We start from the raw sequence: 20,549 nt of genomic DNA on the forward strand, positions 1-20,549 counted from the left end.
TTTTATTCGCGCATTGGGCGCACACACTTTTAGACCAAGGACGATCCGATGAAGCGGACTTTCCAGCCCTCGAACCTGGTGCGCAAGCGTCGCCACGGTTTCTTCGCCCGCAAAGCTACCGTCGGTGGCCGCAAGGTCTTGCGCGCCCGCCGTGCGCGTGGCCGCAAGAAACTTTCTGCGTAATTTGTTTTAGCCTCAAGCGCCGGCGCTCGCGTCCGCTCGCTTAGGCTATCCTCCGCGCAAAGCGCTCCGGGCGGGCAGTCGCCCTCTGTGGGCTCCCTGATCGGGAGCCCATTTGCATTCCTGCCCGCCATCCCTGCTACAAGGCTTGGTCGCGGAGCACGGTCGGCGACCAGCCGACCGCAAGGCCGACTGGCCGCCCGCAGCGATTGGGCCGCCAGGCCCCTTGAGCGAGGAAATCGCGCGCCCGGACGGGCGTGCGGAAAACAAAAAGACTCTCTCTCCGCTTGGCGCTAAGCCCCCTACCGTGACCGATAAACCCGCCGTCATCCGCAAACGGGCCGATTTCCTCGCCGCGAATCGCGGGCTGCGCGTTGCGCGCCCCGGCTTCGTGCTGCTCGCCCACCCCAATGGCGGCAAGGGCATGCGTTATGGCATCACCGTGACCAAGAAGATCGGCAACGCCGTGGCCCGCAACCGCATGAAGCGGCGCTTTCGCGAATTGCTTTGGGAAGCGCTGCCGCTTGCCGGCCTTCCCGACCATGACCATATCCTGATCGGCCGCGAAGGCGGGATCGAGCGCGATTTTGCGCTGCTGCGGGAAGAACTCGCAATTGCCCTGCAGCGCGCGGCCGAAGGCAAGGGCGATCCGCGCCGCAGGCCCAGTCGCGGCCCGAAGGGAGCAGGGCGTTGAAGACTATCCTCATCTGGATCGCCCGCGGCTGGCAGCTCGGCCCTTCGCGCGTGTTGCCGCCGACCTGCCGCTACCAGCCCAGCTGCTCGCAATATGCCATCGAAGCAGTGGGCAAATACGGGGCAATCAAGGGTGGATGGATGGCGCTGAAACGTATAGGGCGCTGCCATCCTTGGGGCGGGCATGGCTTTGATCCTGTGCCGTAGTACCTATATAATACACCTGACTGACGAAATTCGGGATCTTCTACCTTGGAAAACCAGCGCAATCTGATCCTCGCCGTGGTGCTGTGCGGCCTGCTGATCATCGGTTACGACTTCGCCATGAACCGCTTCTACCCGCAGCCGGAAGAACCGGTCGCAGCGGCTACGGCGGATCCGGTAGCAACCGCCGGCGGGACCACGGCCGAGCCTGCGAAGCATACCCGCACCGGCGGGCTGGTTGATCCGGCCGAACTGGCGCAGGAGAAGGCCGATCTCAAGGTTGCGCTCAAGTCGCCTGACCGGGTGAAGATCGATTCCCCGCGCGTGTCGGGCTCGATCAACCTCGTCGGCGCGCAGGTCGATGACCTCGTGCTCAAGGATTACCGCGAAACGGTCGACAAGGATTCGGGCCCTGTCCGGCTGTTCTCGCCCGCCGGCACCCCGGCGCAGCATTTCGCCGAATTCGGCTTTATCGCCAACGGCCAGCGCCTGCCCGCCAACGCCAAGTGGACCGCCGATGGCGAGGTGCTGAGCCCGGGCCAGCCGGTGACGCTGAGCTATGCCGGCGCCGGTGGCATCACCTATACCGTGAAGCTGTCGATCGACGACCAGTACATGATCACCGCCGAACAGAGCGCCACCAATGCCGGCACGGGTGCCGCCGTGGTCCAGCCCTATTCGCTGATCAACCGGACCAGCCGCACCGCCAGTCTCGACCAGTGGATCGCGCATTCTGGGCCGATGGGCGTCTTCGGCGAAGCAGCCGATTACGACACCGATTATGAAGACGTCGCTGAAGCGGGCAAGGTGACGCCCGAGGGCAAGGCGGCCTGGACCGGTTTCACCGACATCTACTGGCTGAGCGCGCTGGTGCCGCAGAAGGATGTCGCCACCAGCACCGATTTCCGCTCGCTCGGCAACGAGCTGTTCCGGGCTGACATGATCTACGATCCGGTCACGCTCGGCACCGACCAGTCGGAAACCCGCACCACGCAGCTTTTCGCCGGTGCCAAGGAGAGCGTCGTGCTCGACCAGTACGAGGAAGCAGGGATCGAGAAGTTCGGCCTGTCGATCGACTGGGGCTGGTTTCGCTGGTTCGAAAAGCCGATGCTGTGGCTGCTGCGCGAGCTGTTCAACCTTGTCGGCAATTTCGGTGTCGCCATCATCTGCCTCACCATCATCATCCGCGGGCTGATGTTCCCGATCGCGCAGAAACAGTTCGCCAGCATGGCCCAGATGAAGGCCGTGCAGCCGAAAATGAAAGCGATCCAGGAGAAGTACAAGGACGACAAGCAGACCCAGCAGCAGAAAATCATGGAGCTGTACAAGGAGGAGAAGGTCAACCCGCTGGCCGGCTGCCTGCCCTTGCTGATCCAGATCCCGATCTTCTTCGCGCTCTACAAGGTGCTCGTGCTGGCGATCGAGATGCGCCACCAGCCTTTCTACGGCTGGCTCAAGGACCTCTCCGCGCCCGACCCGGCGCATATCTTCAACCTGTTCGGCCTGCTGCCGTTCGACGTGCCGACGATGATCGCCATCGGTCCGCTGGCGGTTGGTCTCGGCATCACCATGTGGCTGACCTTCAAGCTCAATCCCAGCGCGATGGACCCGGTCCAGCAGCAGATCTTCAACATCATGCCGTGGGTGCTGATGTTCATCATGGCGCCGTTTGCGGCCGGCCTGCTGCTTTACTGGAACACTTCGAACATCCTCACCCTGGCGCAGCAGAAATATCTCTATTCCAAGCACCCGCAATTGCGCGCGGCGGCGGAAGCGGAGAAGGCCGAGAAGGCCAAGGCGCAAGGGTAGCCAGCCAGTGATCGGGACGCCCGAAACGCAGGAAGAGAAAGACGCGGCGCGGCTGTTTTCAGGCCGCGTCGAGTTCTTGCTGTCTGCCCCCCAGCTCAAGTTCCTGCCTGAACCGACAGTGCCGGAGATCGCCTTTTGCGGACGCAGCAATGTCGGCAAGAGCTCGCTGCTGAATGCCCTGACCGGGCGTAAGGCGATCGCCCGTGCGTCGGTAACGCCGGGGCGCACGCAGGAACTCAATTTCTTCGAAGTCGGCGACCCCACCCGGTTCCGGCTGGTCGACATGCCGGGCTACGGCTTTGCCAAGGCCCCGGTCAAAGTGGTCGAGAAGTGGAAGCAGTTGGTGCGGACCTATCTCAAGGGCCGCCAGGTGCTGGCCCGCACGCTGGTGCTGGTCGATAGCCGCCACGGACTGAAAGACGTCGATCGCGAGATGATGAAGATGCTCGACGAGACCGCCGTCAGCTACCGGGTCGTGCTGACGAAGGCCGACAAGATCAAGGCCAGCGAACTGGAAGCGACCGCTACCAAAGTGGCGGAGGAAGCGCGCAAGCATCCCGCCGCATTCCCCGAACTCCACATCACCAGCGCCGAAAAAGGCCTGGGTATTGCCGCCCTGCGTGCCGCCGTGGTGTCAGACGCGGGCGGCTGATTCACCCTAGTTAGTACCTTCGCCCCAGCCGTCGTCGTCGGAACCATAGCCGCCGTTGTCGATATCGGCTTCCATCTGTTCGAACTGGCGCTGGGTTTCGAGCGCCTGCTGCTGCATCTTGGGCATGTTCTTCAGCACCGCACCTGCATTGGCGGCCTTGACCATGTCTTCGTTGAACGCCCGCCCTTCGAGCGTCGAAGCGACGAATTCGCGGAATGCAATTTCGGTCAGCTCGAGCGTGGTTCCGGCGATGGCGTTGCTGGTCTGGGAGGCGCCGCAAGAGGATTCGGCATAGACTTGGCCTTCACCCGCTTCCTCGAACACCACCACACAGCGGTGGCCGGCGTGCGAGCTCTGGCTTTCAAACACCAGCGTGCGCTCGTCGGTTTTGCGGGTCGCGACATCCATCGAGTAGAATGGAGCCTTGCCATAGCGACGGTCGGCAGCACCGACCTTGGCGATCGCCTGCTGGGCAGTCATGGCATAGACCTTGTGTCCGGCACCAGGTGAGAGATAGACTGCCCCACCAACTCCGGCGACCATTGCTGCACCGAACAAGATCTCACGCATTTTACAAGCCCCTCTTTAGATATCAACGAAGGGGCGTAATGTACTAAACTCATTTATATTTAGTTGAACTCCAAAGAAGTATTCAATTGGTGTCAGCCAATATTGATGAAATGCCCCTGCGCCTACGCAGGCGTAACGCGCAGGGGGCACCCCCACCAAGCGCCTAGCGCGTCCGGACGATCTTGATCGACTGGATAGTGGACGGGAAAATCCGATCGAGCCAATCGGCGAAGCCGCGCCCGCCAAACCCGATGCGTCCGGGACGGGGCGGCTTGGGTGGGATGATCTTGCCGCCGCTGCGGATGGTCATGCTGGTGCCGGTGAAATTCTTGCCGGTGTAGAGGATCGCGCTGTAGCCTTTGCTGAGCTCGAGATATTTGAACCAGCCCTTGGCATCGAACTGCGGTAGCGAAACGTCAGGATACTCGCCGCCCGGGAAGCAACGGGCGTAGCTGCGGCGATAGAGATCGTACCAGCCTTTTTCCTTGTAGAGGCAGGCCTTGGCTTCCGAATTGATGCGCCCGGTCGCGGCGGTGAAGACGCTGACCTTGGCGAGGTCCCTCCGGCCCGCGTTGAGCTGGAAGGTGCCCTTGCGCATGACATGGTCGAGCTTGCCGTGGCCCCCGGTCCGGAAGCTGAGCACGACGAAGTGACCGGGCGCAACGGTGACATATTCGGCGTAGCGGCTCTCCATACTGTTATAGAAGGCGTGGTGGGTGTCTTCGTGGACGCCCACAGTGAAGCAGGTGCCACGGTTCATGTCCCTCTGCTCGGCGGCGAGCTTGCTTTCGAACACGCAGACCGGTGCATTAGCGGACGCGCGGTCCCTGCTCTCCGGTGCACTGGCCTGGGCCGGAGCGGCGAGAGCTGCGATACCCACCATGGCAGTAGCAAGGGTGCGAAGCGTCGTGGCGGAGTGTATCATGGGTCATTCCCTGTTCGTTATCTGATGTCGCCATCCTACCGATCGGCTGGCTCCCCGCACTGGGGTGGATCCCCCATCCGTTCAGCCTCGACAGCGGCAGGATGAACGCCTAGGGCTTGCCGCAAAGGCCAGGTGGAGCCCGCTATGAAACTGATTATCGGCAACAAGAACTATTCGAGCTGGTCGCTGCGCGGCTGGCTGGCGGCCAAGCAATCGGGGCTGCATTTCGAAGAGATCATGGTGCCGATGTTCGGCGAGGAATGGCAGCAGAAGAAGCTCGACGGCGAAGGCGGGCTGATGCCGTCCAGCGGCAAGGTGCCGATCCTGTGGGATGGCGAGACCGTGGTGTGGGACAGCCTCGCGATCATGGAGTACCTCGCCGACAAGGTCGGGCGCGACCGCTTCTGGCCCAAGGACGAGACCGCGCGGGGCATGGCGCGCAGCATGGTGGCGGAAATGCACAGCTCCTATGCCTCGCTGCGGCAGGAATGCCCGATGAATGTGCGCCAGCGCTTCAGCGGTGCCAAGATCAGCGATGCCACACGGCAAGACGTGGTCCGAATCCTCGGCCTGTGGGCAGAAGCGCGGGCACGCTTTGGCGGGGGCGGACCGTTCCTGTTCGGAACCTTTGGCGCGGCCGATATCTATTATGCCCCGGTGGTGTCACGATTCCTGACCTATGGTTTCGGCGTGCCGGGCTTTGCCGAAGCCTATATGCAGGCGATGTGGGAACATGAATGGTTGCAGGCATGGGTCGCCGCAGCAGAGGACGAAGAATGGGTACTCGAACAATACGAAGGCGCAGCCACGGCCTGATCGCGGCACTGCTGGCCTTTCTCGCCCTGCTCGCCCCCACGGGCGCGCAGGCATGGGGCTTTTATGCGCATGGCGTGACTGCCGAGATCGCGCTCGCCAATATCCGCCCCGAAACGCGGGCGAAGATGCACCGGCTGTTCAAGGCCGAGAGACTGCTCGGGGTGCCCGACTGCAAGTTGAAGAGCCTGGTCGACGCATCGACCTGGCCCGATTGCCTGCGCAAGGACTACTGGCGCTGGGGCTACACTTTCGCCTGGCACTATCGCACCGCGCCGATCGACGAGGCGTACAACCCGCGCAGCAATTGCAGCGGTGGCAACTGCATCCTGGCCCAGATCGAGCGCAACCAGCGCATCCTTGCCGATGAGAGCCTGCCCGACAATGTGCGGCTCGAAGCACTCGCCTTCATGGTCCATTTCGCCGGCGACGTGCACATGCCGCTGCATTCAGGCGATCATGACGATCGCGGCGGCAACGACCGGGTGACCGCTTATGGCATCGTCCCGGGGCTCAACCTGCACTGGATCTGGGACGGGCCGCTGGCCGAACGTGCGATTACCTCGGCCAATCCCTCGTTGGTGCGCCGTTATAGCGCGGCAGAGAAGGCCGAGCTGGCCGGTGGCACGCCGGCTGACTGGGGCCGCGAGAGCTGGGTGACCAGCCGCGATTTTGTCTATCCCGAGGCCTTCGATTGCACGGACTGCTCGGGCGAGCTGCCCGGCGAAACCGCGCTGACGCAGGAGGATATCGAGCGCGCTATCCCCATCAGCCAGCGCCGGGTGACGCAGGCGGGCCTCAGGATCGCGCGACTGCTCGACGAGGCCTTTGCGCCGGGGCCACTGGTGGTGGACGAGGCGTCCTGACGGAATGAGCTCCAGCGAAGGCTGGGGCCTTCGTCCATCTGGCACCTCGCCGAGGGAGGTCCCAGCCTGCGCTCGGACTCGCGCTAATGCCTACGGAATCCGATCCGTCTCATACCGCGTCCCGTCCTTGCGGGCATAGCCATCGGGGTCGAACACCATGTCGATATCGGGGTACTCCCCGCCATCGGCGTCATAATCTCCCGCGCTGGCGACCACGAAGACGCAGTCGCTGTCGGAGCGGTTCTGCAGATGGTGGCCGTTCTCGACCCCCGCCGGCCACGCGATCACATCTCCCGGGCGGATCGCCTGCTCGCCGGCGTCATCGACCAGCACGGCCTCGCCGGAAACCATCACCAACAGCTCGTCGATCAACCTGTGCCAGTGCCGCTGGCTCGACCACGCGCCGGGCTTCAGCACAACATGGCTGGCGCGCAGGTGGGTCATCCCGGTGGCGGGCGCGAGACGGCGATACATCCGGCCTTGCACGGGTTCGTTATAGGGCGGCGGATAGCCGGTCAGGTTGGTCTGGGGGATGGCATCGAGATCGAGCTTGGGCATCGCGCGCACTCCTGTTAGCTGGGGCATCATGAGCCAGGCCCTTGCATACGCCAAGCAATTGATTGCCGCCCCCAGCGTCACCCCCGCCACCGGCGCGGTGTTCGATGCGATGCAGGCGATGCTGGAGCCGCTGGGTTTCAGCATCCACCGCTTCACTCGCGGCGAAGGCGAGGAAGGCAGCGACGAGGAAGCGGTCGAAAACCTCTTCGCCATCCGCCATGGGCCGGAAGGCAGCAAGCACTTCGCCTTTGCCGGGCACCTGGACGTCGTGCCGCCGGGAGAAGGCTGGACCAGCGCGCCGTTCGAACCCGAAGAGCGCGGAGAGCTGCTGCATGGGCGCGGTGCGGTCGACATGAAGGGCGCGATCGCCTGCATGGTCGATGCGGTAGCGAATGTCCCGGCGGATGCTGGCACCATCAGCTTCATCATCACTGGCGACGAGGAAGGCCCGGCGCTGCACGGCACGCGCGCGCTGATCGACTATATGCGCGGCGAGGGCATCCAGCCCGATCTGTGCCTCGTCGGCGAACCCACCAGCGTCAACCGGCTAGGCGACATGATGAAGATCGGGCGGCGCGGCTCGGTCAACATCTGGCTGGAAGTGCAGGGCACGCAGGGCCATGTCGCCTATCCGCACCTGGCGGACAATCCGCTGCCCGCGATGGTTGAAATCCTGCGCGAGCTCAACAATCTCCATCTCGACGAAGGCACCGACTGGTTCCAGCCGTCGAACCTCGAGATCACCGAGATCGACGTGCCCAACCGCGCGCACAATGTCATCCCGGCGACCGCCAAGGCGCGCATCTCGATCCGCTTCAACGATCGCCATTCGGGTGCTTCGCTGTCGAAGCAGGTCATTGAAATTGCCGAGAAGCATGGCGGCAGCGCGCGGCCGGTGATCTCGGGCGAACCGTTCCTGACCGAGCCGGGCGCATTCAGCGACATGATCGCCGCTGCGGTAAAGGCCGAGACCGGCATCGACCCCGAACCTTCGACCACCGGCGGCACGTCGGATGCCCGCTTCCTGCGCAGCGTTTGCCCGGTGATCGAATTCGGCCTCTGCAACGCCACCATGCACAAGCGCGATGAGGCGGTGGCCATGGCGGACCTGGATACGCTAAGCCGCATCTACACACGCATCGCCACGGCAGCGCTGAAGGCTTGACCAATCCATCCGTCATTGCGAGCGTAGCGAAGCAATCCAGAGCGGAGTGCGCGACAACTCTGGATTGCCGCGTCGCTTCGCTCCTCGCATTGACGATCGTATCTGGGGAGTAGAGACTTGCTGAGAACCTGGTTCGAAATTCCGCTGTGGCAGCGGGTTATCACCGCGCTGATCCTTGGCGTGCTGACCGGCTGGGCCTGGGGGCCGGAGGCGGAAAACATCAAGTGGATCGGCGACTTCTTCATCAAGTCGATCAAGATGCTGGTGGTGCCGCTGATCTTCTTCAGCCTTGTCGCGGGCGTTGCGGCCATCGGTGATCTGCGCAAGCTGGGTGCGGTCGGCGGGCGGGCGTTGCTGCTGTTCGTCGTGACCGGGCAGATCGCGGTCTGGCTCGGCCTGGCGCTGGGCACGCTGGCGACGAATTTACAGCTGTTCCCGACCAAGGAGACGCTCGGCACGCCCTCGGTCCCGACGCCCGAACCCAACCCCACCACTGCGGTCGACATGATCCTCTCGATCGTGCCGGAAAGCCCGGTGCAGGTGATGGCCGATGTCGCGGTGCTGCCGCTGATCGTCTTCTCGCTGCTGGTCGGCATCGGTATCTTGATGGCCAAGGAAGAGGGCGAGCCGGTCCAGAAGATCTTCGATAGCGGCGCGGTGGTGATGCAGAAGGTCACCATGATCGTGATGGAGATCACCCCCTTCGGCGTCTTCGCACTGATGGCCTGGGTGGCCGGAACCATGGGGATCGAAGCGCTGAAGGCGCTCGGCTGGCTGGTGTTCTTCAACTATGCCGGCTGCCTGCTGATCATCTTCGGCATGTACTCCGCCATGATCAAGCTGCTGGCGAAGCTGCCAGTGAAGGATTTCTTCCGCGGCATCATCGACGCCATGGCGGTGAGCTATTCCACGGCCAGCTCCAACGCGACGCTGCCCGTCACGCTGCGTTGCGCCGAGCGGAACCTCGGCGTGTCGAACTCGGTCGCGGCCTTCGTCATCTCGCTGGGCGCGACGGTCAATATGAACGGCACAGCGATGTACCTTGGCCTCGCGACGCTGTTCGGGGCGCAGATCTTCGGCGTCGACCTGACCATGGGCCAGTATTTCCTGATCTCGATCCTCGCGACGCTCGGCGCGGTCGGCGCGGCGGGCATTCCGGGCGCAGGCCTGATCATGATGGCGCTGGTGTTCGGCGCGGTCGGCGTGCCGCTCGAAACCATCGCCTTCGTCGCCGGGGTGGACCGGATCATGGACATGATGCGCACGACCACGAACGTCAGCGGCGATGCCGCAGTGGCGACCACGGTGGCGGTGATGACGGGCGAGATCGACCGGGCCGAGATGGTTTCAGCAGATGATGTATAGAGTGCGCGGCTAGAGCAGGCGGGACTTCCACAGGAAAGCGCCGACAACGGAGCCCATGCCCATGAGCAGGATACCGATGAACATCAGCCCGTAGTCCAGCCATTGGCCGGTCAGGGAAAACCCCACTGCGGCGATGACGCCTCCCAAAATGGCTGGGGCAAAGGCAGGCAGGAAATACGAGAAGCGGTCTCCGGCATGCATGTCCGGCCATGGCAAATTGGGGCCAAGGTGCTCCTGATCAAAGTCATTATTCGTGTCATCGGACGGTTTGAAGAGCCATCCAGCGAGAAACAGTCCGAATCCAATGAACCATTGTTCGCCAAGGAAATGGTAAGAAACGGCCAATCCGATGCCCAGCGACGTGGCGTAGTTGAGATACCGGATATAGCGCAGAGTGCCTTGCATAGGTCTCATGCTATTTGAGCAATCCATGTTCGGCAACCAAATTTGGACTTAACGCCCCTTGGGCTTTTCCAGCACCTTCTTCCGAAAGCTGCACAAATCGACCACCGGGCACCGCCAGCATTCCGGTGTCCGCGCCTTGCACACATATCGCCCATGCAGGATCAGCCAGTGATGCGCATGCAGGCGGAACGGCTGCGGCACGCGCTTCTCCAGCTTGGCTTCAACCTGCTCCGGCGTCTTGCCCTTGGCGAGGCCGGTGCGGTTGCCGACGCGCAGGATATGGGTATCGACCGCGAAGGTCTCCTGCTTGAACCAACAGTTCAAAACGACATTGGCGGTCTTGCGACCGACTCCGGGTAGCCGCACCAGGTCCTCGCGTGTGTCCGGCACCTCGCCGCCATATTCGTCGATCAGCAGCTGGCTCAGCGCGATCACGTTTTTGGCCTTGGAATTGAACAGGCCGATAGTCTTGATGTGCTCGATCAGCCCCTCAAGACCAAGATCGAGCATTTGCTGCGGCGTTTTCACCTTGGCAAACAGCGTCCTGGTGGCCTTGTTGACCCCCACATCGGTCGCCTGCGCCGAAAGCGCCACGGCCACCACCAGCTGATAGGCATTGCCATATTCCAGCTCGGTCTCCGGCTCGGGATTGTCCTCCGCCAGCCGCCGGAAGAATTCGAAGATCTGGTCCTTGGTCATAATCTTGCATCGTTCTCGCTGCGGAGCCACTTGGCCATGGCAGGGTAGGGTGTGAGGTCGATGTCGCGCCGGTGCGGCTCGGCTGTCATGCCCCACCAGGCCAGCATTGCGACACCGGGCGGCGAGGCTTTCTCGCAGGCAACGCGCAATGCGTCCGCTTCCCCCTTGTAACCCGCGTCGTGGAAGACAACCCCAAGATCGACCCCGCTCGCCCGCGCGGCGGCGGCCGACCATGCAATGGCGGCCATCTCCTCCCCCGGATCATCGCTGACTTCGGCGCAGTGCGCGCGCTCGCTGGGATCTTGCGCTGCGATATGCCCCGCCTCGTGCAGCACATCGCCGGGATAGAGCGCCGTGGCAGGATCGAGGCAGATGGTGCCCCGGCGCACGGTCATGCCCGGCAGCACGCTGTCGCTCACCGGCTCGATCCGCACGGGGATGCCGATGTTGCCGAGGAACTCCACGATCCGTTGGGCGGCAGCGAGCCCGCCTGGCTCAAGCCATTGGCACTGCTCAATGCCGGTCATGCGTTACAGCCCCAGCACATCCTGCATGCGATAGCGACCGGCCGGCTTCCCGATCAGCCATTCCGCCGCCTTCACTGCACCGCGAGCGAAGATCAGGCGGCTTTCGGCACTGTGCGAAAGGGTCAGCCGCTCTTGCTCGCCCGCCAGGATCACGCTGTGTTCGCCCGCCACGGTACCCCCGCGCAGGGCGGCAAAGCCGATCGCGCCCTCGGCCCTCGCGCCGGTGTGGCCATCGCGCCCACTCTCGGTATTGGCGGTGAGTTCGATCCCTCGTCCCTCGGCCGCCGCTTCGCCTAGCAACAGCGCCGTGCCGCTCGGCGCGTCGACCTTGTACCTGTGATGCATCTCGACAATCTCGATATCCCACTCAGGCCCTAGCTTGGAGGCGGCTTCCTTCACCAGATGCGCCAGCAGGGTGACGCCGAGCGAGGTGTTGCCGGTCTGCAGGATCGGCACGGCCCGGGCAGCGTTGTCGATCGCTGTGTGGTGTGCCTCGCTGAGCCCGGTGGTGCCAATCACCAGCGGGATTCCGGCCCCGATCGCGGCGTGGAGGTTGCCCTCGAGCGCCTTGGGGGCGGAAAAATCGACCAGCACTTCGCTGACTTCGGCGAGGTTGGCGACATTCTCCCCGGCATCGACGCCGCCCGCCAGCGTGTTAGCGCTGCCCTGGAGCACCTCGGCGATCGCCTGCCCCATGCGCCCTGCGCTGCCGATGATGCCGATCCGTGCCACTTTGATCCCCCAACTAGTCATGCTGAACTTGTTTCAGCATCCATCTCTCCTCTAGGCGAGACCTGAGCAAGTTCTGAGATGGACCCTGAAACAAGTTCAGGGTGACGACAAGGGAAAGCCATGTCCGATATCCGCAACATCGTCATCCTCACAGGTGCCGGGATTTCCGCAGAGAGCGGGATCGATACTTTCCGTTCGGCGGGTGGGCTGTGGGAGCAGCACAATGTCGAGGATGTCGCTACGCCCGAGGGTTTTGCCCGTGATCCGGCGCTTGTGCTCAATTTTTACGATATGCGGCGCGAGGCGCTATGCAAGGTCGCGCCCAACCCGGCGCATGATGCTTTGGCGCGGCTCGATGCGGAGTTCAGCGGAGAGCTGTTGATCGTCACCCAGAATGTCGACGATCTGCACGAACGGGCGGGCGCAAGCCGCGTGCTGCACATGCATGGCGAACTCAAGAGCGCGCTCTGCACCTCATGCGAAATGCGCAGCCCATGGAACGCGACGCTCAGTGACCGCCCTCCATGCCCGGTCTGCCAGGCCCCGACCCTGCGCCCCGATGTCGTGTGGTTCGGCGAAATGCCCTACCAGATGGAGCGCATCTATCGCGCTATCCGCGAGGCCGACCTGTTCGTCAGCATCGGCACCTCGGGCGCGGTCTATCCGGCAGCGGGTTTCGTGCGTGATGCGCGCGATCTGGGTGTGCAAACGCTGGAACTGAATTTGGAACGCAGCGAAGGCTCGCACTGGTTCCACGAGAGCCGGCAGGGCCGGGCGGGGGAGCTTGTGCCGGCTTGGGTGGAGGAATTGTTGAGATGAAGGTGCACAAGGGCTCGTGCCATTGCGGCGCGGTCAAGCTGGAACTGCGCGAGGACCCGCTAGACGTATCGGAGTGCAATTGCTCGATTTGTCGCCGGATTGCCGGGCTTTGGTATTACTGCCATCCCGAGGCCGCTACGATCACGGGCGAGGGCGTTGCCTATATCCACGGCGATCGCATGCTCACGACGTGGCACTGTGGCACCTGCGGCTGCACGACGCACTGGACTGCCATCGATCCTGCCTATGACAAGATGGGCCTCAACCTGCGGATGTTCGATCCCGAGCTTTGGCGAGACTTGCCGCGCAAGTTTGTCGACGGGGCCAGTTTCTAGCGACCACACCCCCTGCAATCCGCGTCCTTCGTAATCGCAATCGCTCGCATCCCCGGCTTGAGTCCGTCCATCAACTGCAGCTTGCCCCATTGCGGGTCGCCGAATGAGCTTACCCCATCGAGCAGCACGCGCACCGCCTGCATAGCGGCAAAGGTCCCGACCCAGCCGACCATCGCGCCGAGCACGCCGTCTTCGGCGCAAGTGTCGCAATCGTCGGTGTCGAAAGCATCGCCGACGAAGCAGCGGTAACAGGGTTGATCGGGCAGGTGCCCGGCAAAGGCCGCGACCTGGCCCTGGAACCGACCGACAGCGGCGGAGAGTAGCGGGACGCCTGCCGCGACACAGGCATCGGATACCGCCAGCCGCGTGGCGAAATTGTCGGTGCCATCAAGCACGAGTTCTGCGCTCGCCATCAGTTCGTGCGCATTCTCGGCAGTGATGCGCCGGTCGCTGATCGTCACCCGCAGCGAGCGGTCGAAATTCTGCACCCAGCGCCGCGCGGCAACGGCCTTGCCATGTCCGATATCACGCTCTGAAAACAGCGTCTGGCGCTGGAGGTTGCTGGCATCGACCGTGTCGCTGTCGACCAGCGTCAGCCGCCCGATCCCTGCGCCCGCAAGATATTGCAGGGCGGGCGAGCCGATCCCGCCCAGACCCACCAGCACGACATGGCTATCGGCCAACCGCACCTGCCCCGCGCCGCCGATCTCGGGCAGCACGATATGGCGCGCAAAACGGTCCAGGCGCTCTGGTGACAAGCTCATGGAAAAGCTGTTGGCAGCAAGTGCACAGCCTGTCGATTGTTTGTTTTGGCCTCAAGCGCCGGCGTTCGCGTCCGCTCACTTGGCTATCCTTCGGGGGCCCGACCCCTGCGGGGTCACCCCTCCGGGCGCGCGGTCGCGCTTGCGGGCTGCTAGTCGCAGCCCGAACCATTCCAGGCCGCGTGGCTTGGTCGCGGAGCACGGTCGCGCCAGCGACCGCGAGGCCGACTGGCCGCCCGCAGCGATTGGGCCGTCAGGCCCCTTGAGCGAGGATTTCGCGCGCCGGATGGCGTGCGGAAAACAAACCCTAACTCTCAAGCTGCCGCAAAAGGCTGCGCACATCGCCGTCCATATCGGCATCGCGCTGGCGCAGGTCCTCGATCAGCCGCACGGCGTGGATAACCGTCGAATGGTCGCGGCCGCCGAACTTGCGGCCGATTTCCGGGTAGCTGCGCGGCGTGAGCACCTTGGACAGGTACATCGCCACCTGACGCGGGCGCACGACGGCACGGGCGCGGCGCTTGGACGACATCTCGCTGCGGTCGATGCGATAGAACTGGCACACCGTGCGCTGGATCTCGTCGATCGTGATGCGGCGACGGTTGGCCGAGAGGATATCGGTCAGCTGTTCTTCGGCCAGCTGCAGCGAGACCACCTGTCCGGTCAGCTGGGCATAGGCGATCAGCTTGTTCAAACCGCCGACCAGCTCGCGCACATTGCGCGTGATTGTGCGGGCGAGGAACTCGATGACGTCCTCGGGCACGTCGAGCGGCGCGAAGCGGGTGAGCTTCGATTCGAGGATCTTCTTGCGGAGCTCGATATCGGCAGCGGTAATGTCCGCCACAAGGCCCATCGACAGGCGCGAGAGCAGGCGCGGTTCGACCCCGTCCAATGCTTGTGGTGCGCGGTCGGCCGCGAACACCAGGCGCTTGCCTTCGGCCAGCAGGTGATCGATCGTATAGAGCAGCTCCTCCTGCGCGCTGGCCTTGCCGATGATGAACTGGATATCGTCCACCAGCAGCAGGTCGAAACTGCGCAACCGCGCCTTGAACTCGATCATCTGTCCGGCTTTGAGCGCTTGCACGAATTCGATCATGAAGCGTTCGGCGCTGCAGTAGAAGATGCGCGCGCGCGGATGCGCCGACAGGTACTGGTGCCCGATGGCGTGCAGCAGGTGGGTCTTGCCCTGGCCCGTCGCCGCCTTGATGTAGAGCGGAGAGAACTGCGGCTGCTCGGTCGCTGCCATGCGCTGCGCGGCATTGCAGGCAAGGATATTGGTCTCGCCAGTCACGAAAGCGGCAAAGGTCAGCGAAGCATCAAGCCCGACCGAAGAGGTGAAACCCGCGTCGTTGATGATGCCGGCACCCGACACCATGATTCCCATATTGCCACCATCATTGGCCGGGCGACGCCCATCGCCAAGAGCGATGTCTGGCACCTTGCGGCGGCCCGGATGCACCTGGATGTTGACGTTGCGGATATTGCCGCGGGCGATCTTCCACGCCAGCGACAGCCTGTCGGCAAAGCGATCCTTCACCCAGTTGGCCGAGAATTCGGTCGGCAGGAAAAGATCGAGTGTCCCGGTCTCTTCGTCGAAGCCACCCAGCTGGATCGGCTTGATCCACTGGCTGTGCAACTGGTGCCCCAGATCCTTGCGCAGGCCCTGGCTAATGTCGGCCCAATCCGCGGCCAGGTTCACGGCTTCGATGTCTTCCATCAGATCTTCTTTTTTTCTGCGTTTTGCTGCGCCTGCGCGCGGCCCGTCCTGTCCCATGTATTCCCGCCCTGCTTGCCGGCCCCCAGTACCGGTCTTGCTTCCCCGTTCTTGACTCGACAAGGCTTCGCCGTTGCCCGGACTCCATGTGCCCGCAGCGCCCCCCAATCGGTTCAGTTTGTATGTGCTCGGCCTGTCCCGTGCCGCAGCAAGGCGAACACTAAAAGCGTGCCAGGCGATTCTGTTCAAGGGGCAGCAGCGAAATATTTTTGAAATATTTCGTTTGACAGGGCTGTAACCCGCAGGCTTGCGTTTAACCTGTTGTTTAGCTTGATGATCCGGCCCGGATAACGCGCGACTCGCGGGAATTCCTACACTTAGCGGTGGCCGCGTGCGTCAGTTTGCTGACACAGCAAAAACGGGGCGCCACAAAAAGTGACGCCCCGCTGCAATCAGGTTTGTAAAATCGCCTGTCGGCGCTGGCTTCAGAGAGCCGCGACTCGCTTGGTCAGGCGCGAGAACTTGCGCGAAGCGGTGTTCTTGTGCAGCACGCCACGAGCAACGCCGCGCGCCATTTCCGGCTGGGCTTCCTTCAGCGCAGCAGCGGCAGCTTCCTTGTCGCCTTCAGCACAAGCGGTCTCGACCTTCTTCACGAAAGAGCGGATGCGGCTCATGCGCGCACCATTGACTTCGGCACGGCGGTTGTTGCGACGGATGCGCTTCTTGGCTTGCGGCGTATTGGCCATGTTCGTCCTTGTTTCTCAGTCGCCCGATGCGACCGGATCCTTGTCTGTGTTTGATCTCGGAAACGGCGGGTATGCCGCCGGAAAGCGGCGCACATAGGTCCCAAGTCCCGAATCGTCAAGCGAAACCCTACCGCTGGCACCTCGGGCAATACCACGTGCTGCGCCCGCCCTGCGCAAAGCGGCGGATGATGCCTCCATCGTCGCGCAGGCAGGGTTGGTCTTCGCGTCCATAGACCTGGAAGCGGGTGGCGAAATAGCCCAGCTCGCCATCGGGCCTTGCGTAGTCGCGCAGCGAAGAACCACCGTCGAGGATGGACTGCTCCAACACCTGCTGGACCGCCGGGACCAGCCGCTCCAGTGCCTTGACCGACACGCGCCCACCAGCCTTGCGTGGATGGATACCGGCGATGTGGAGCGCCTCGCAAACATAGATATTGCCCAGCCCGGCAACGATCTGCTGGTCGAGCAGGCACAGCTTTATGGCCTGCTTGCGCCCAGCGAGCGCCGTGCGGAGGTGCTTCACAGTGAGGTCTGCGCCTAGCGGCTCGGGCCCCATCACCGCGAAGGCCGGCCATTGCTCTACGCGGTCAGTGTCGACCAGGTCCACCCAGCCGAACCGGCGCGGATCGTTGAGCGCGAAGCGGTGGCTGGCGGTCTCGATCACGAAATGATCGTGCTTGTCGTCGGCCTCAGGGTCGATCCGCCAGCGCCCGCTCATGCCGAGATGGAAGATCAGTGTCTGCGCGCGGTCGGTGTGGATCAGGCCATATTTCGCGCGCCGACCGAGGCCGGAAACAGTCGCGCCGGTCAGCGCCTGCCCCAGTCCGGCGGGGAAAGGGAAGCGCATGTCGGGCCGGTTGAGGATGGCGCGGGTGATCCGCTCGCCCTCGAGAAAGCGGGCAAGGCCGCGCACGGTCGTTTCGACTTCAGGAAGCTCGGGCATACTATATTTTCGATACGTCGAGACCAGCTTCAATCAAGCGTGGGGCAATCTTTCGCATCTTTACGAATTCTGTTCCCCAAGCTGGTTTGAGGCCCACACCCTCGCAAAATTCTCGACCTGAGACTCCATCAAGTTGGTGGGCATATTTTAGCACCTGTACGTGCAGTTCTGCGACATAGGCATTCCTTGGTGCCTTCTCGATGGCGCGAGAGATTCGCTCGAAGATTTCGCTTTGACGCATGGTCATTCTCCTTGACGGCACTCTCCGATAGCGTGATTTTTGCTAAATGCAATATGCATAAAGCATAATGCTGAAAATTCTTGTTTGTCCTGCTATTGTTGGTGGACTAGGGCCTCGGTCACAATGAACGACACAGTATCCTTCGGTTACGAGGACGTAGCCCCCGAGGAAAAGACCGAGCGCGTCGGCGCGGTCTTCTCCAGCGTTGCGGCCAAGTATGACATCATGAACGATGCCATGTCGGGCGGTATGCACCGCCTGTGGAAGGACCGCTTCGTGCGCCGGGTGAAGCCGCAACCGGGCGAAGCGATCCTCGACATGGCCGGCGGTACCGGAGACATCGCCTTCCGGATGGCTGGTCGCGGTGCTGAAGTAACAATTGCCGATATCAACCAGGATATGCTCGATGTCGGGGTCGAGCGTGCGATGGAGCGCGGTATCACCGGGCTCGTCTGGTCTTGCCAGAACGCCGAGCAACTCGACTATCTCGACCGCCAGTTCGATGCCTACACCATCGTCTTCGGAATCAGGAACGTCACCCATATCGACAAGGCCCTGCGCGAGGCGCACCGTGTGCTGAAGCATGGCGGGCGGTTTTATTGCATGGAGTTCAGCACCACCGAGTGGCCAGGCTTCAAGGAAATCTACGACCTCTATTCGCACGAGCTGATGCCCAGGATCGGCAAGGTCATCGCCAATGACGAGGACAGCTATCGCTACCTCGCCGAATCGATCCGCCGCTTTCCCAAGCCGACCGAGTTCGAAGCGATGATCCGCGCGGCGGGATTCGAAAACACCCGGGTCGAGAAGATCCTCGGCGGGGCGGTCAACATCCATTCGGGCTGGAAGATTTGATCCTGCACGCATGACCCGGCCTGCGACTCATATCTGGCGGCTCCTCAAGTGGGGTCGGACTGCTGCCCGCCATGGCGCGCTGCGTGGCATCGAGCGCGATCCCAACACGCCTGCTCCGGTCAAGCGGCTGGCGCGGCTGGCGCGGCTGGGTGCGCGCGTACCCAAGGTGCCTGACTATGCTGGAGCCTTTCGCGAGATCGGCCCGGCGGCGATCAAGCTGGGCCAGTCCTTGGCAACCCGGCCCGATCTAGTAGGCACCGACGCAGCGGAGAACCTGCTGACTCTGCAGGACAGCCTGCCGCCGGTCGATTTTGCCGAGATCGAGGCGTCGGTCGCGGCGACTTTCGAGCAGCCACTCGATGCGCTGTTCTCGCATATCGACCCCGAGCCGGTCGGTGCGGCTTCCATCGCCCAGGTGCACCAGGCGGTGACCAGCGACGGGCGCACGGTCGCCTTGAAGGTCCTGCGTCCGGGCATCCGCGAGAAGTTCGCCCGCGATATCGAGACCTATGAATGGGCCGCGGCGCATGTCGAAGCGATGGGCGGTGAAGCGGCGCGGCTGCGCCCGCGGCTGACCATCGCCAACTTCAAGCGCTGGACCAATACCGAGCTCGACCTCAGGCGCGAGGCAGCTTCGGCCAGCGAACTGGCCGACGCCTGTCGCGGCATTGAGGGCTATCGGATCCCTGCGATCGACTGGGACCGGACCAATGGGCGGGTCATGACGGTCGAATGGATCGACGGGATCAAGATATCCAAGCGCGAGGAACTGATTGCCGCCGGGCACGACTTGCCGGCGCTGGCCGAGCGGCTCGTGCTGGCGTTCCTGCACCAGGCCATCAGCGGCGGTTTCTTCCATGCCGACATGCACCAGGGAAACCTGTTCGTGGAGCCCGACGGGACGATCGTGGCGATCGACTTCGGGATCATGGGCAGGATCGACCGGCGCGCGCGGCAATGGCTGGCCGAGATTCTCTATGGTCTGACGACCGGCAATTACCAGCGCGTCGCTGAGATCCATTTCGAGGCGCAATATGTTCCGAGCCACCACTCGGTCGGCGAGTTTGCCACGGCCCTGCGTGCGGTGGGCGAGCCGATGCGCGGCAAGCCGGTGAAGGAACTGTCGGTTGGGCAGATGCTCGACGGACTGTTTGCCATCACCCGCGATTTCGACATGCAGACCCAGCCGCATCTGCTGCTGCTGCAGAAAACCATGGTAATGGTCGAGGGCATTGCCACGCAGCTCGATCCCGACATCAATATGTGGGACGTCTCAGCTCCCTATGTCCGCAACTGGATTCGCGACGAGCTGGGGCCGGAGGCAGCCCTGGCCGATGCAGTAAAGCAGAACATGGCAACGTTGCTGCGTTTGCCGGACCTCGTCCGCCGCGTGGAAGACAAGTTCCCGCCCAAGGGCGGTGCCCCGGTGCCGCCGCCACTCCCCGACATCGAATTGATGTGGGAGAAGCGCGAGCGACCGGGTCGGGATTGGTTGGGCTACGGTCTTAGCGCTGCCTTGGGTGCGGGCGCTGTCGTAGCGGCCATGGCGCTGGGCTGGATCGGTTAGTCCAGCTCTTCCGTCAGATCGTGGTGCGGCAACAGCTTCCACCCGGCCAGGCACAGCACCATTGTCAGGGCCTCCACGGTCATCGGCAGGAACCACCCTTCATAGGTGCCGTCCATCGCCAATGAGACACAGCGGCCGAAGAACACCGTGCCCATGATCGCCGCGGCGGCGATCAACGGGTCGCCATTGCGTTTCCATCCACCCCAGATCATGCATCCGCCAGCGACGAAGAACACGGCCGTGAGGTCGCCCCGGATACTGGAAAGGCCCTGCACGCCCTTCGCAGTAAGGCCGAAATCGCCGCCTGATACCGCAGGGTCCAGCAGGAAGCCCGCCCCCATGAACAGGAAAAACAGTCCGCCAACAAAAAGCAGCGCGGTAATGGCAAGTCTCATGTGTGTCTCC

26 protein-coding genes are annotated in these 20,549 nt (G+C 63.1%); 13 read left to right on the forward strand and 13 right to left on the reverse strand.

Going from position 1 to position 20,549, the window contains the following annotated elements; all coding sequences use genetic code 11:
• Window positions 1-48: 48 nt before the first annotated feature.
• The 5 genes from rpmH (at window position 49) to yihA (ending at window position 3,538) form a co-directional block, all read left to right on the forward strand.
• Entirely contained in the window at window positions 49-183 is a 135-nt protein-coding gene (gene rpmH, locus QPW08_RS13740; RefSeq protein ID WP_284126480.1) for a 50S ribosomal protein L34, read from the forward strand.
• A 304-nt stretch (window positions 184-487) separates the two neighbouring features.
• Complete coding sequence (rnpA, locus tag QPW08_RS13745; RefSeq protein ID WP_284126481.1) at window positions 488-874, forward strand: ribonuclease P protein component; 387 nt, start codon at window positions 488-490, stop codon at window positions 872-874.
• Window positions 871-1,080 carry a membrane protein insertion efficiency factor YidD gene (yidD, locus tag QPW08_RS13750; RefSeq protein ID WP_284126482.1) on the forward strand — a complete coding sequence of 70 codons (210 nt, stop codon included), beginning with the start codon at window positions 871-873 and terminating at the stop codon, window positions 1,078-1,080. The genes rnpA and yidD overlap by 4 nt, the downstream gene beginning before the upstream one ends.
• 45 nt (window positions 1,081-1,125) lie before the next feature.
• A complete protein-coding gene (gene yidC, locus QPW08_RS13755; protein WP_284126483.1) occupies window positions 1,126-2,886 on the forward strand; it encodes a membrane protein insertase YidC in 1,761 nt (586 codons plus the stop codon).
• 7 nt (window positions 2,887-2,893) lie between these two features.
• The gene (yihA, locus tag QPW08_RS13760; protein ID WP_284126484.1) at window positions 2,894-3,538 is read left to right on the forward strand and encodes a ribosome biogenesis GTP-binding protein YihA/YsxC; all 645 of its coding nucleotides are present in this window, start codon (window positions 2,894-2,896) and stop codon (window positions 3,536-3,538) included.
• A 6-nt stretch (window positions 3,539-3,544) separates the two neighbouring features.
• Here the strand turns inward: yihA and QPW08_RS13765 are convergent, their stop codons facing one another.
• Together QPW08_RS13765 and QPW08_RS13770 are read right to left on the reverse strand one after the other, a co-directional pair.
• Window positions 3,545-4,108 carry a hypothetical protein gene (locus tag QPW08_RS13765; protein WP_284126485.1) on the reverse strand — a complete coding sequence of 188 codons (564 nt, stop codon included), beginning with the start codon at window positions 4,106-4,108 and terminating at the stop codon, window positions 3,545-3,547.
• Window positions 4,109-4,271: 163 nt separating this feature from the next.
• Window positions 4,272-5,033 (reverse strand): hypothetical protein, encoded by a 762-nt coding sequence (locus QPW08_RS13770; RefSeq protein ID WP_284126486.1) that lies wholly within the window; start codon window positions 5,031-5,033, stop codon window positions 4,272-4,274.
• Between the two features lie 144 nt (window positions 5,034-5,177).
• Between QPW08_RS13770 and QPW08_RS13775 the strand changes: the two genes are divergently transcribed.
• Both QPW08_RS13775 and QPW08_RS13780 read left to right on the forward strand, forming a co-directional pair.
• The gene (locus QPW08_RS13775) at window positions 5,178-5,849 is read left to right on the forward strand and encodes a glutathione S-transferase family protein (RefSeq protein WP_284126487.1); all 672 of its coding nucleotides are present in this window, start codon (window positions 5,178-5,180) and stop codon (window positions 5,847-5,849) included.
• Window positions 5,810-6,712, forward strand: a complete 903-nt coding sequence (locus tag QPW08_RS13780) for a S1/P1 nuclease (protein ID WP_284126488.1) — start codon at window positions 5,810-5,812, stop codon at window positions 6,710-6,712. The genes QPW08_RS13775 and QPW08_RS13780 overlap by 40 nt, the downstream gene beginning before the upstream one ends.
• A 90-nt stretch (window positions 6,713-6,802) precedes the next feature.
• Here the strand turns inward: QPW08_RS13780 and QPW08_RS13785 are convergent, their stop codons facing one another.
• Window positions 6,803-7,270: a cupin domain-containing protein gene (locus tag QPW08_RS13785; protein WP_284126489.1), complete on the reverse strand. Its 468-nt coding sequence runs from the start codon at window positions 7,268-7,270 to the stop codon at window positions 6,803-6,805.
• Window positions 7,271-7,298: 28 nt separating this feature from the next.
• On the opposite strand from QPW08_RS13785, the gene dapE reads away from it, so the two are divergent.
• Together dapE and QPW08_RS13795 are read left to right on the forward strand one after the other, a co-directional pair.
• Window positions 7,299-8,435, forward strand: a complete 1,137-nt coding sequence (gene dapE, locus QPW08_RS13790; protein WP_284126490.1) for a succinyl-diaminopimelate desuccinylase — start codon at window positions 7,299-7,301, stop codon at window positions 8,433-8,435.
• 117 nt (window positions 8,436-8,552) lie between these two features.
• Window positions 8,553-9,800 (forward strand): dicarboxylate/amino acid:cation symporter, encoded by a 1,248-nt coding sequence (locus QPW08_RS13795; protein ID WP_284126491.1) that lies wholly within the window; start codon window positions 8,553-8,555, stop codon window positions 9,798-9,800.
• 9 nt (window positions 9,801-9,809) lie between these two features.
• Here the strand turns inward: QPW08_RS13795 and QPW08_RS13800 are convergent, their stop codons facing one another.
• Genes QPW08_RS13800 through dapB form a run of 4 tightly spaced genes read right to left on the reverse strand, consistent with a single transcriptional unit; the run spans window position 9,810 to window position 12,163 of the window.
• Entirely contained in the window at window positions 9,810-10,205 is a 396-nt protein-coding gene (locus QPW08_RS13800; RefSeq protein ID WP_284126492.1) for a hypothetical protein, read from the reverse strand.
• Window positions 10,206-10,253: 48 nt separating this feature from the next.
• Window positions 10,254-10,904: an endonuclease III gene (nth, locus tag QPW08_RS13805; protein ID WP_284126493.1), complete on the reverse strand. Its 651-nt coding sequence runs from the start codon at window positions 10,902-10,904 to the stop codon at window positions 10,254-10,256.
• Window positions 10,901-11,431 (reverse strand): hypothetical protein, encoded by a 531-nt coding sequence (locus QPW08_RS13810; RefSeq protein ID WP_284126494.1) that lies wholly within the window; start codon window positions 11,429-11,431, stop codon window positions 10,901-10,903. The genes nth and QPW08_RS13810 overlap by 4 nt, the downstream gene beginning before the upstream one ends.
• A 3-nt stretch (window positions 11,432-11,434) precedes the next feature.
• Window positions 11,435-12,163: a 4-hydroxy-tetrahydrodipicolinate reductase gene (gene dapB, locus QPW08_RS13815; protein ID WP_284126495.1), complete on the reverse strand. Its 729-nt coding sequence runs from the start codon at window positions 12,161-12,163 to the stop codon at window positions 11,435-11,437.
• 120 nt (window positions 12,164-12,283) lie between these two features.
• On the opposite strand from dapB, the gene QPW08_RS13820 reads away from it, so the two are divergent.
• Both QPW08_RS13820 and QPW08_RS13825 read left to right on the forward strand, forming a co-directional pair.
• Complete coding sequence (locus QPW08_RS13820; RefSeq protein ID WP_284126496.1) at window positions 12,284-12,982, forward strand: NAD-dependent deacylase; 699 nt, start codon at window positions 12,284-12,286, stop codon at window positions 12,980-12,982.
• Window positions 12,979-13,317 (forward strand): GFA family protein, encoded by a 339-nt coding sequence (locus tag QPW08_RS13825; RefSeq protein ID WP_284126497.1) that lies wholly within the window; start codon window positions 12,979-12,981, stop codon window positions 13,315-13,317. Before QPW08_RS13820 ends, QPW08_RS13825 begins: the two co-directional genes overlap by 4 nt.
• Here QPW08_RS13825 and QPW08_RS13830 read toward each other — a convergent pair.
• The 5 genes from QPW08_RS13830 to QPW08_RS13850 all read right to left on the reverse strand — a co-directional run bounded on the left by QPW08_RS13830 (window position 13,314) and on the right by QPW08_RS13850 (window position 17,722).
• Window positions 13,314-14,081, reverse strand: coding sequence for a HesA/MoeB/ThiF family protein (locus tag QPW08_RS13830; RefSeq protein ID WP_284126498.1), 768 nt, complete (start codon window positions 14,079-14,081; stop codon window positions 13,314-13,316). The genes QPW08_RS13825 and QPW08_RS13830 overlap by 4 nt on opposite strands.
• 304 nt (window positions 14,082-14,385) lie before the next feature.
• Window positions 14,386-15,795, reverse strand: coding sequence for a chromosomal replication initiator protein DnaA (dnaA, locus tag QPW08_RS13835; protein WP_284126499.1), 1,410 nt, complete (start codon window positions 15,793-15,795; stop codon window positions 14,386-14,388).
• A gap of 482 nt (window positions 15,796-16,277) precedes the next feature.
• Complete coding sequence (gene rpsT / locus QPW08_RS13840; RefSeq protein WP_284126500.1) at window positions 16,278-16,538, reverse strand: 30S ribosomal protein S20; 261 nt, start codon at window positions 16,536-16,538, stop codon at window positions 16,278-16,280.
• A 127-nt stretch (window positions 16,539-16,665) separates the two neighbouring features.
• Window positions 16,666-17,481: a bifunctional DNA-formamidopyrimidine glycosylase/DNA-(apurinic or apyrimidinic site) lyase gene (gene mutM, locus QPW08_RS13845; protein WP_284126501.1), complete on the reverse strand. Its 816-nt coding sequence runs from the start codon at window positions 17,479-17,481 to the stop codon at window positions 16,666-16,668.
• Between the two features lies 1 nt (window position 17,482).
• On the reverse strand, window positions 17,483-17,722 hold the full coding sequence (locus QPW08_RS13850; protein ID WP_284126502.1) for an HTH-like domain-containing protein: 240 nt from the start codon (window positions 17,720-17,722) through the stop codon (window positions 17,483-17,485).
• 123 nt (window positions 17,723-17,845) lie between these two features.
• Here QPW08_RS13850 and QPW08_RS13855 point away from each other — a divergent pair, with 123 nt between their 5' ends.
• Both QPW08_RS13855 and ubiB read left to right on the forward strand, forming a co-directional pair.
• Window positions 17,846-18,577: a class I SAM-dependent methyltransferase gene (locus tag QPW08_RS13855; protein ID WP_284126503.1), complete on the forward strand. Its 732-nt coding sequence runs from the start codon at window positions 17,846-17,848 to the stop codon at window positions 18,575-18,577.
• Between the two features lie 10 nt (window positions 18,578-18,587).
• Window positions 18,588-20,144: a 2-polyprenylphenol 6-hydroxylase gene (gene ubiB / locus QPW08_RS13860; protein ID WP_284126504.1), complete on the forward strand. Its 1,557-nt coding sequence runs from the start codon at window positions 18,588-18,590 to the stop codon at window positions 20,142-20,144.
• Here ubiB and QPW08_RS13865 read toward each other — a convergent pair.
• Window positions 20,141-20,539, reverse strand: coding sequence for a DUF4345 family protein (locus QPW08_RS13865; RefSeq protein WP_284126505.1), 399 nt, complete (start codon window positions 20,537-20,539; stop codon window positions 20,141-20,143). The genes ubiB and QPW08_RS13865 overlap by 4 nt on opposite strands.
• Window positions 20,540-20,549 lie beyond the last annotated feature (10 nt).

Source organism: Parerythrobacter aestuarii (assembly GCF_030140925.1).
GTDB classification, from domain to species: domain Bacteria; phylum Pseudomonadota; class Alphaproteobacteria; order Sphingomonadales; family Sphingomonadaceae; genus Parerythrobacter; species Parerythrobacter aestuarii.

What these genes read in the sequence shown, in the direction of transcription:
- QPW08_RS13830 (WP_284126498.1), bottom strand. Translation starts at nt 14,081, where the DNA reads ATGAGCTTGTCACCAGAGCGCCTGGACCGTTTTGCGCGCCATATCGTG.
- QPW08_RS13765 (WP_284126485.1), bottom strand. Translation starts at nt 4,108, where the DNA reads ATGCGTGAGATCTTGTTCGGTGCAGCAATGGTCGCCGGAGTTGGTGGG.
- QPW08_RS13800 (WP_284126492.1), bottom strand. Translation starts at nt 10,205, where the DNA reads ATGCAAGGCACTCTGCGCTATATCCGGTATCTCAACTACGCCACGTCG.
- rpsT (WP_284126500.1), bottom strand. Translation starts at nt 16,538, where the DNA reads ATGGCCAATACGCCGCAAGCCAAGAAGCGCATCCGTCGCAACAACCGC.
- mutM (WP_284126501.1), bottom strand. Translation starts at nt 17,481, where the DNA reads ATGCCCGAGCTTCCTGAAGTCGAAACGACCGTGCGCGGCCTTGCCCGC.
- QPW08_RS13820 (WP_284126496.1), top strand. Translation starts at nt 12,284, where the DNA reads ATGTCCGATATCCGCAACATCGTCATCCTCACAGGTGCCGGGATTTCC.
- QPW08_RS13810 (WP_284126494.1), bottom strand. Translation starts at nt 11,431, where the DNA reads ATGACCGGCATTGAGCAGTGCCAATGGCTTGAGCCAGGCGGGCTCGCT.
- QPW08_RS13785 (WP_284126489.1), bottom strand. Translation starts at nt 7,270, where the DNA reads ATGCCCAAGCTCGATCTCGATGCCATCCCCCAGACCAACCTGACCGGC.
- QPW08_RS13855 (WP_284126503.1), top strand. Translation starts at nt 17,846, where the DNA reads ATGAACGACACAGTATCCTTCGGTTACGAGGACGTAGCCCCCGAGGAA.
- dapE (WP_284126490.1), top strand. Translation starts at nt 7,299, where the DNA reads ATGAGCCAGGCCCTTGCATACGCCAAGCAATTGATTGCCGCCCCCAGC.
- rpmH (WP_284126480.1), top strand. Translation starts at nt 49, where the DNA reads ATGAAGCGGACTTTCCAGCCCTCGAACCTGGTGCGCAAGCGTCGCCAC.
- dnaA (WP_284126499.1), bottom strand. Translation starts at nt 15,795, where the DNA reads ATGGAAGACATCGAAGCCGTGAACCTGGCCGCGGATTGGGCCGACATT.
- QPW08_RS13780 (WP_284126488.1), top strand. Translation starts at nt 5,810, where the DNA reads ATGGGTACTCGAACAATACGAAGGCGCAGCCACGGCCTGATCGCGGCA.
- QPW08_RS13770 (WP_284126486.1), bottom strand. Translation starts at nt 5,033, where the DNA reads ATGATACACTCCGCCACGACGCTTCGCACCCTTGCTACTGCCATGGTG.
- nth (WP_284126493.1), bottom strand. Translation starts at nt 10,904, where the DNA reads ATGACCAAGGACCAGATCTTCGAATTCTTCCGGCGGCTGGCGGAGGAC.
- QPW08_RS13775 (WP_284126487.1), top strand. Translation starts at nt 5,178, where the DNA reads ATGAAACTGATTATCGGCAACAAGAACTATTCGAGCTGGTCGCTGCGC.
- ubiB (WP_284126504.1), top strand. Translation starts at nt 18,588, where the DNA reads ATGACCCGGCCTGCGACTCATATCTGGCGGCTCCTCAAGTGGGGTCGG.
- QPW08_RS13825 (WP_284126497.1), top strand. Translation starts at nt 12,979, where the DNA reads ATGAAGGTGCACAAGGGCTCGTGCCATTGCGGCGCGGTCAAGCTGGAA.
- QPW08_RS13865 (WP_284126505.1), bottom strand. Translation starts at nt 20,539, where the DNA reads ATGAGACTTGCCATTACCGCGCTGCTTTTTGTTGGCGGACTGTTTTTC.
- QPW08_RS13850 (WP_284126502.1), bottom strand. Translation starts at nt 17,722, where the DNA reads ATGCGTCAAAGCGAAATCTTCGAGCGAATCTCTCGCGCCATCGAGAAG.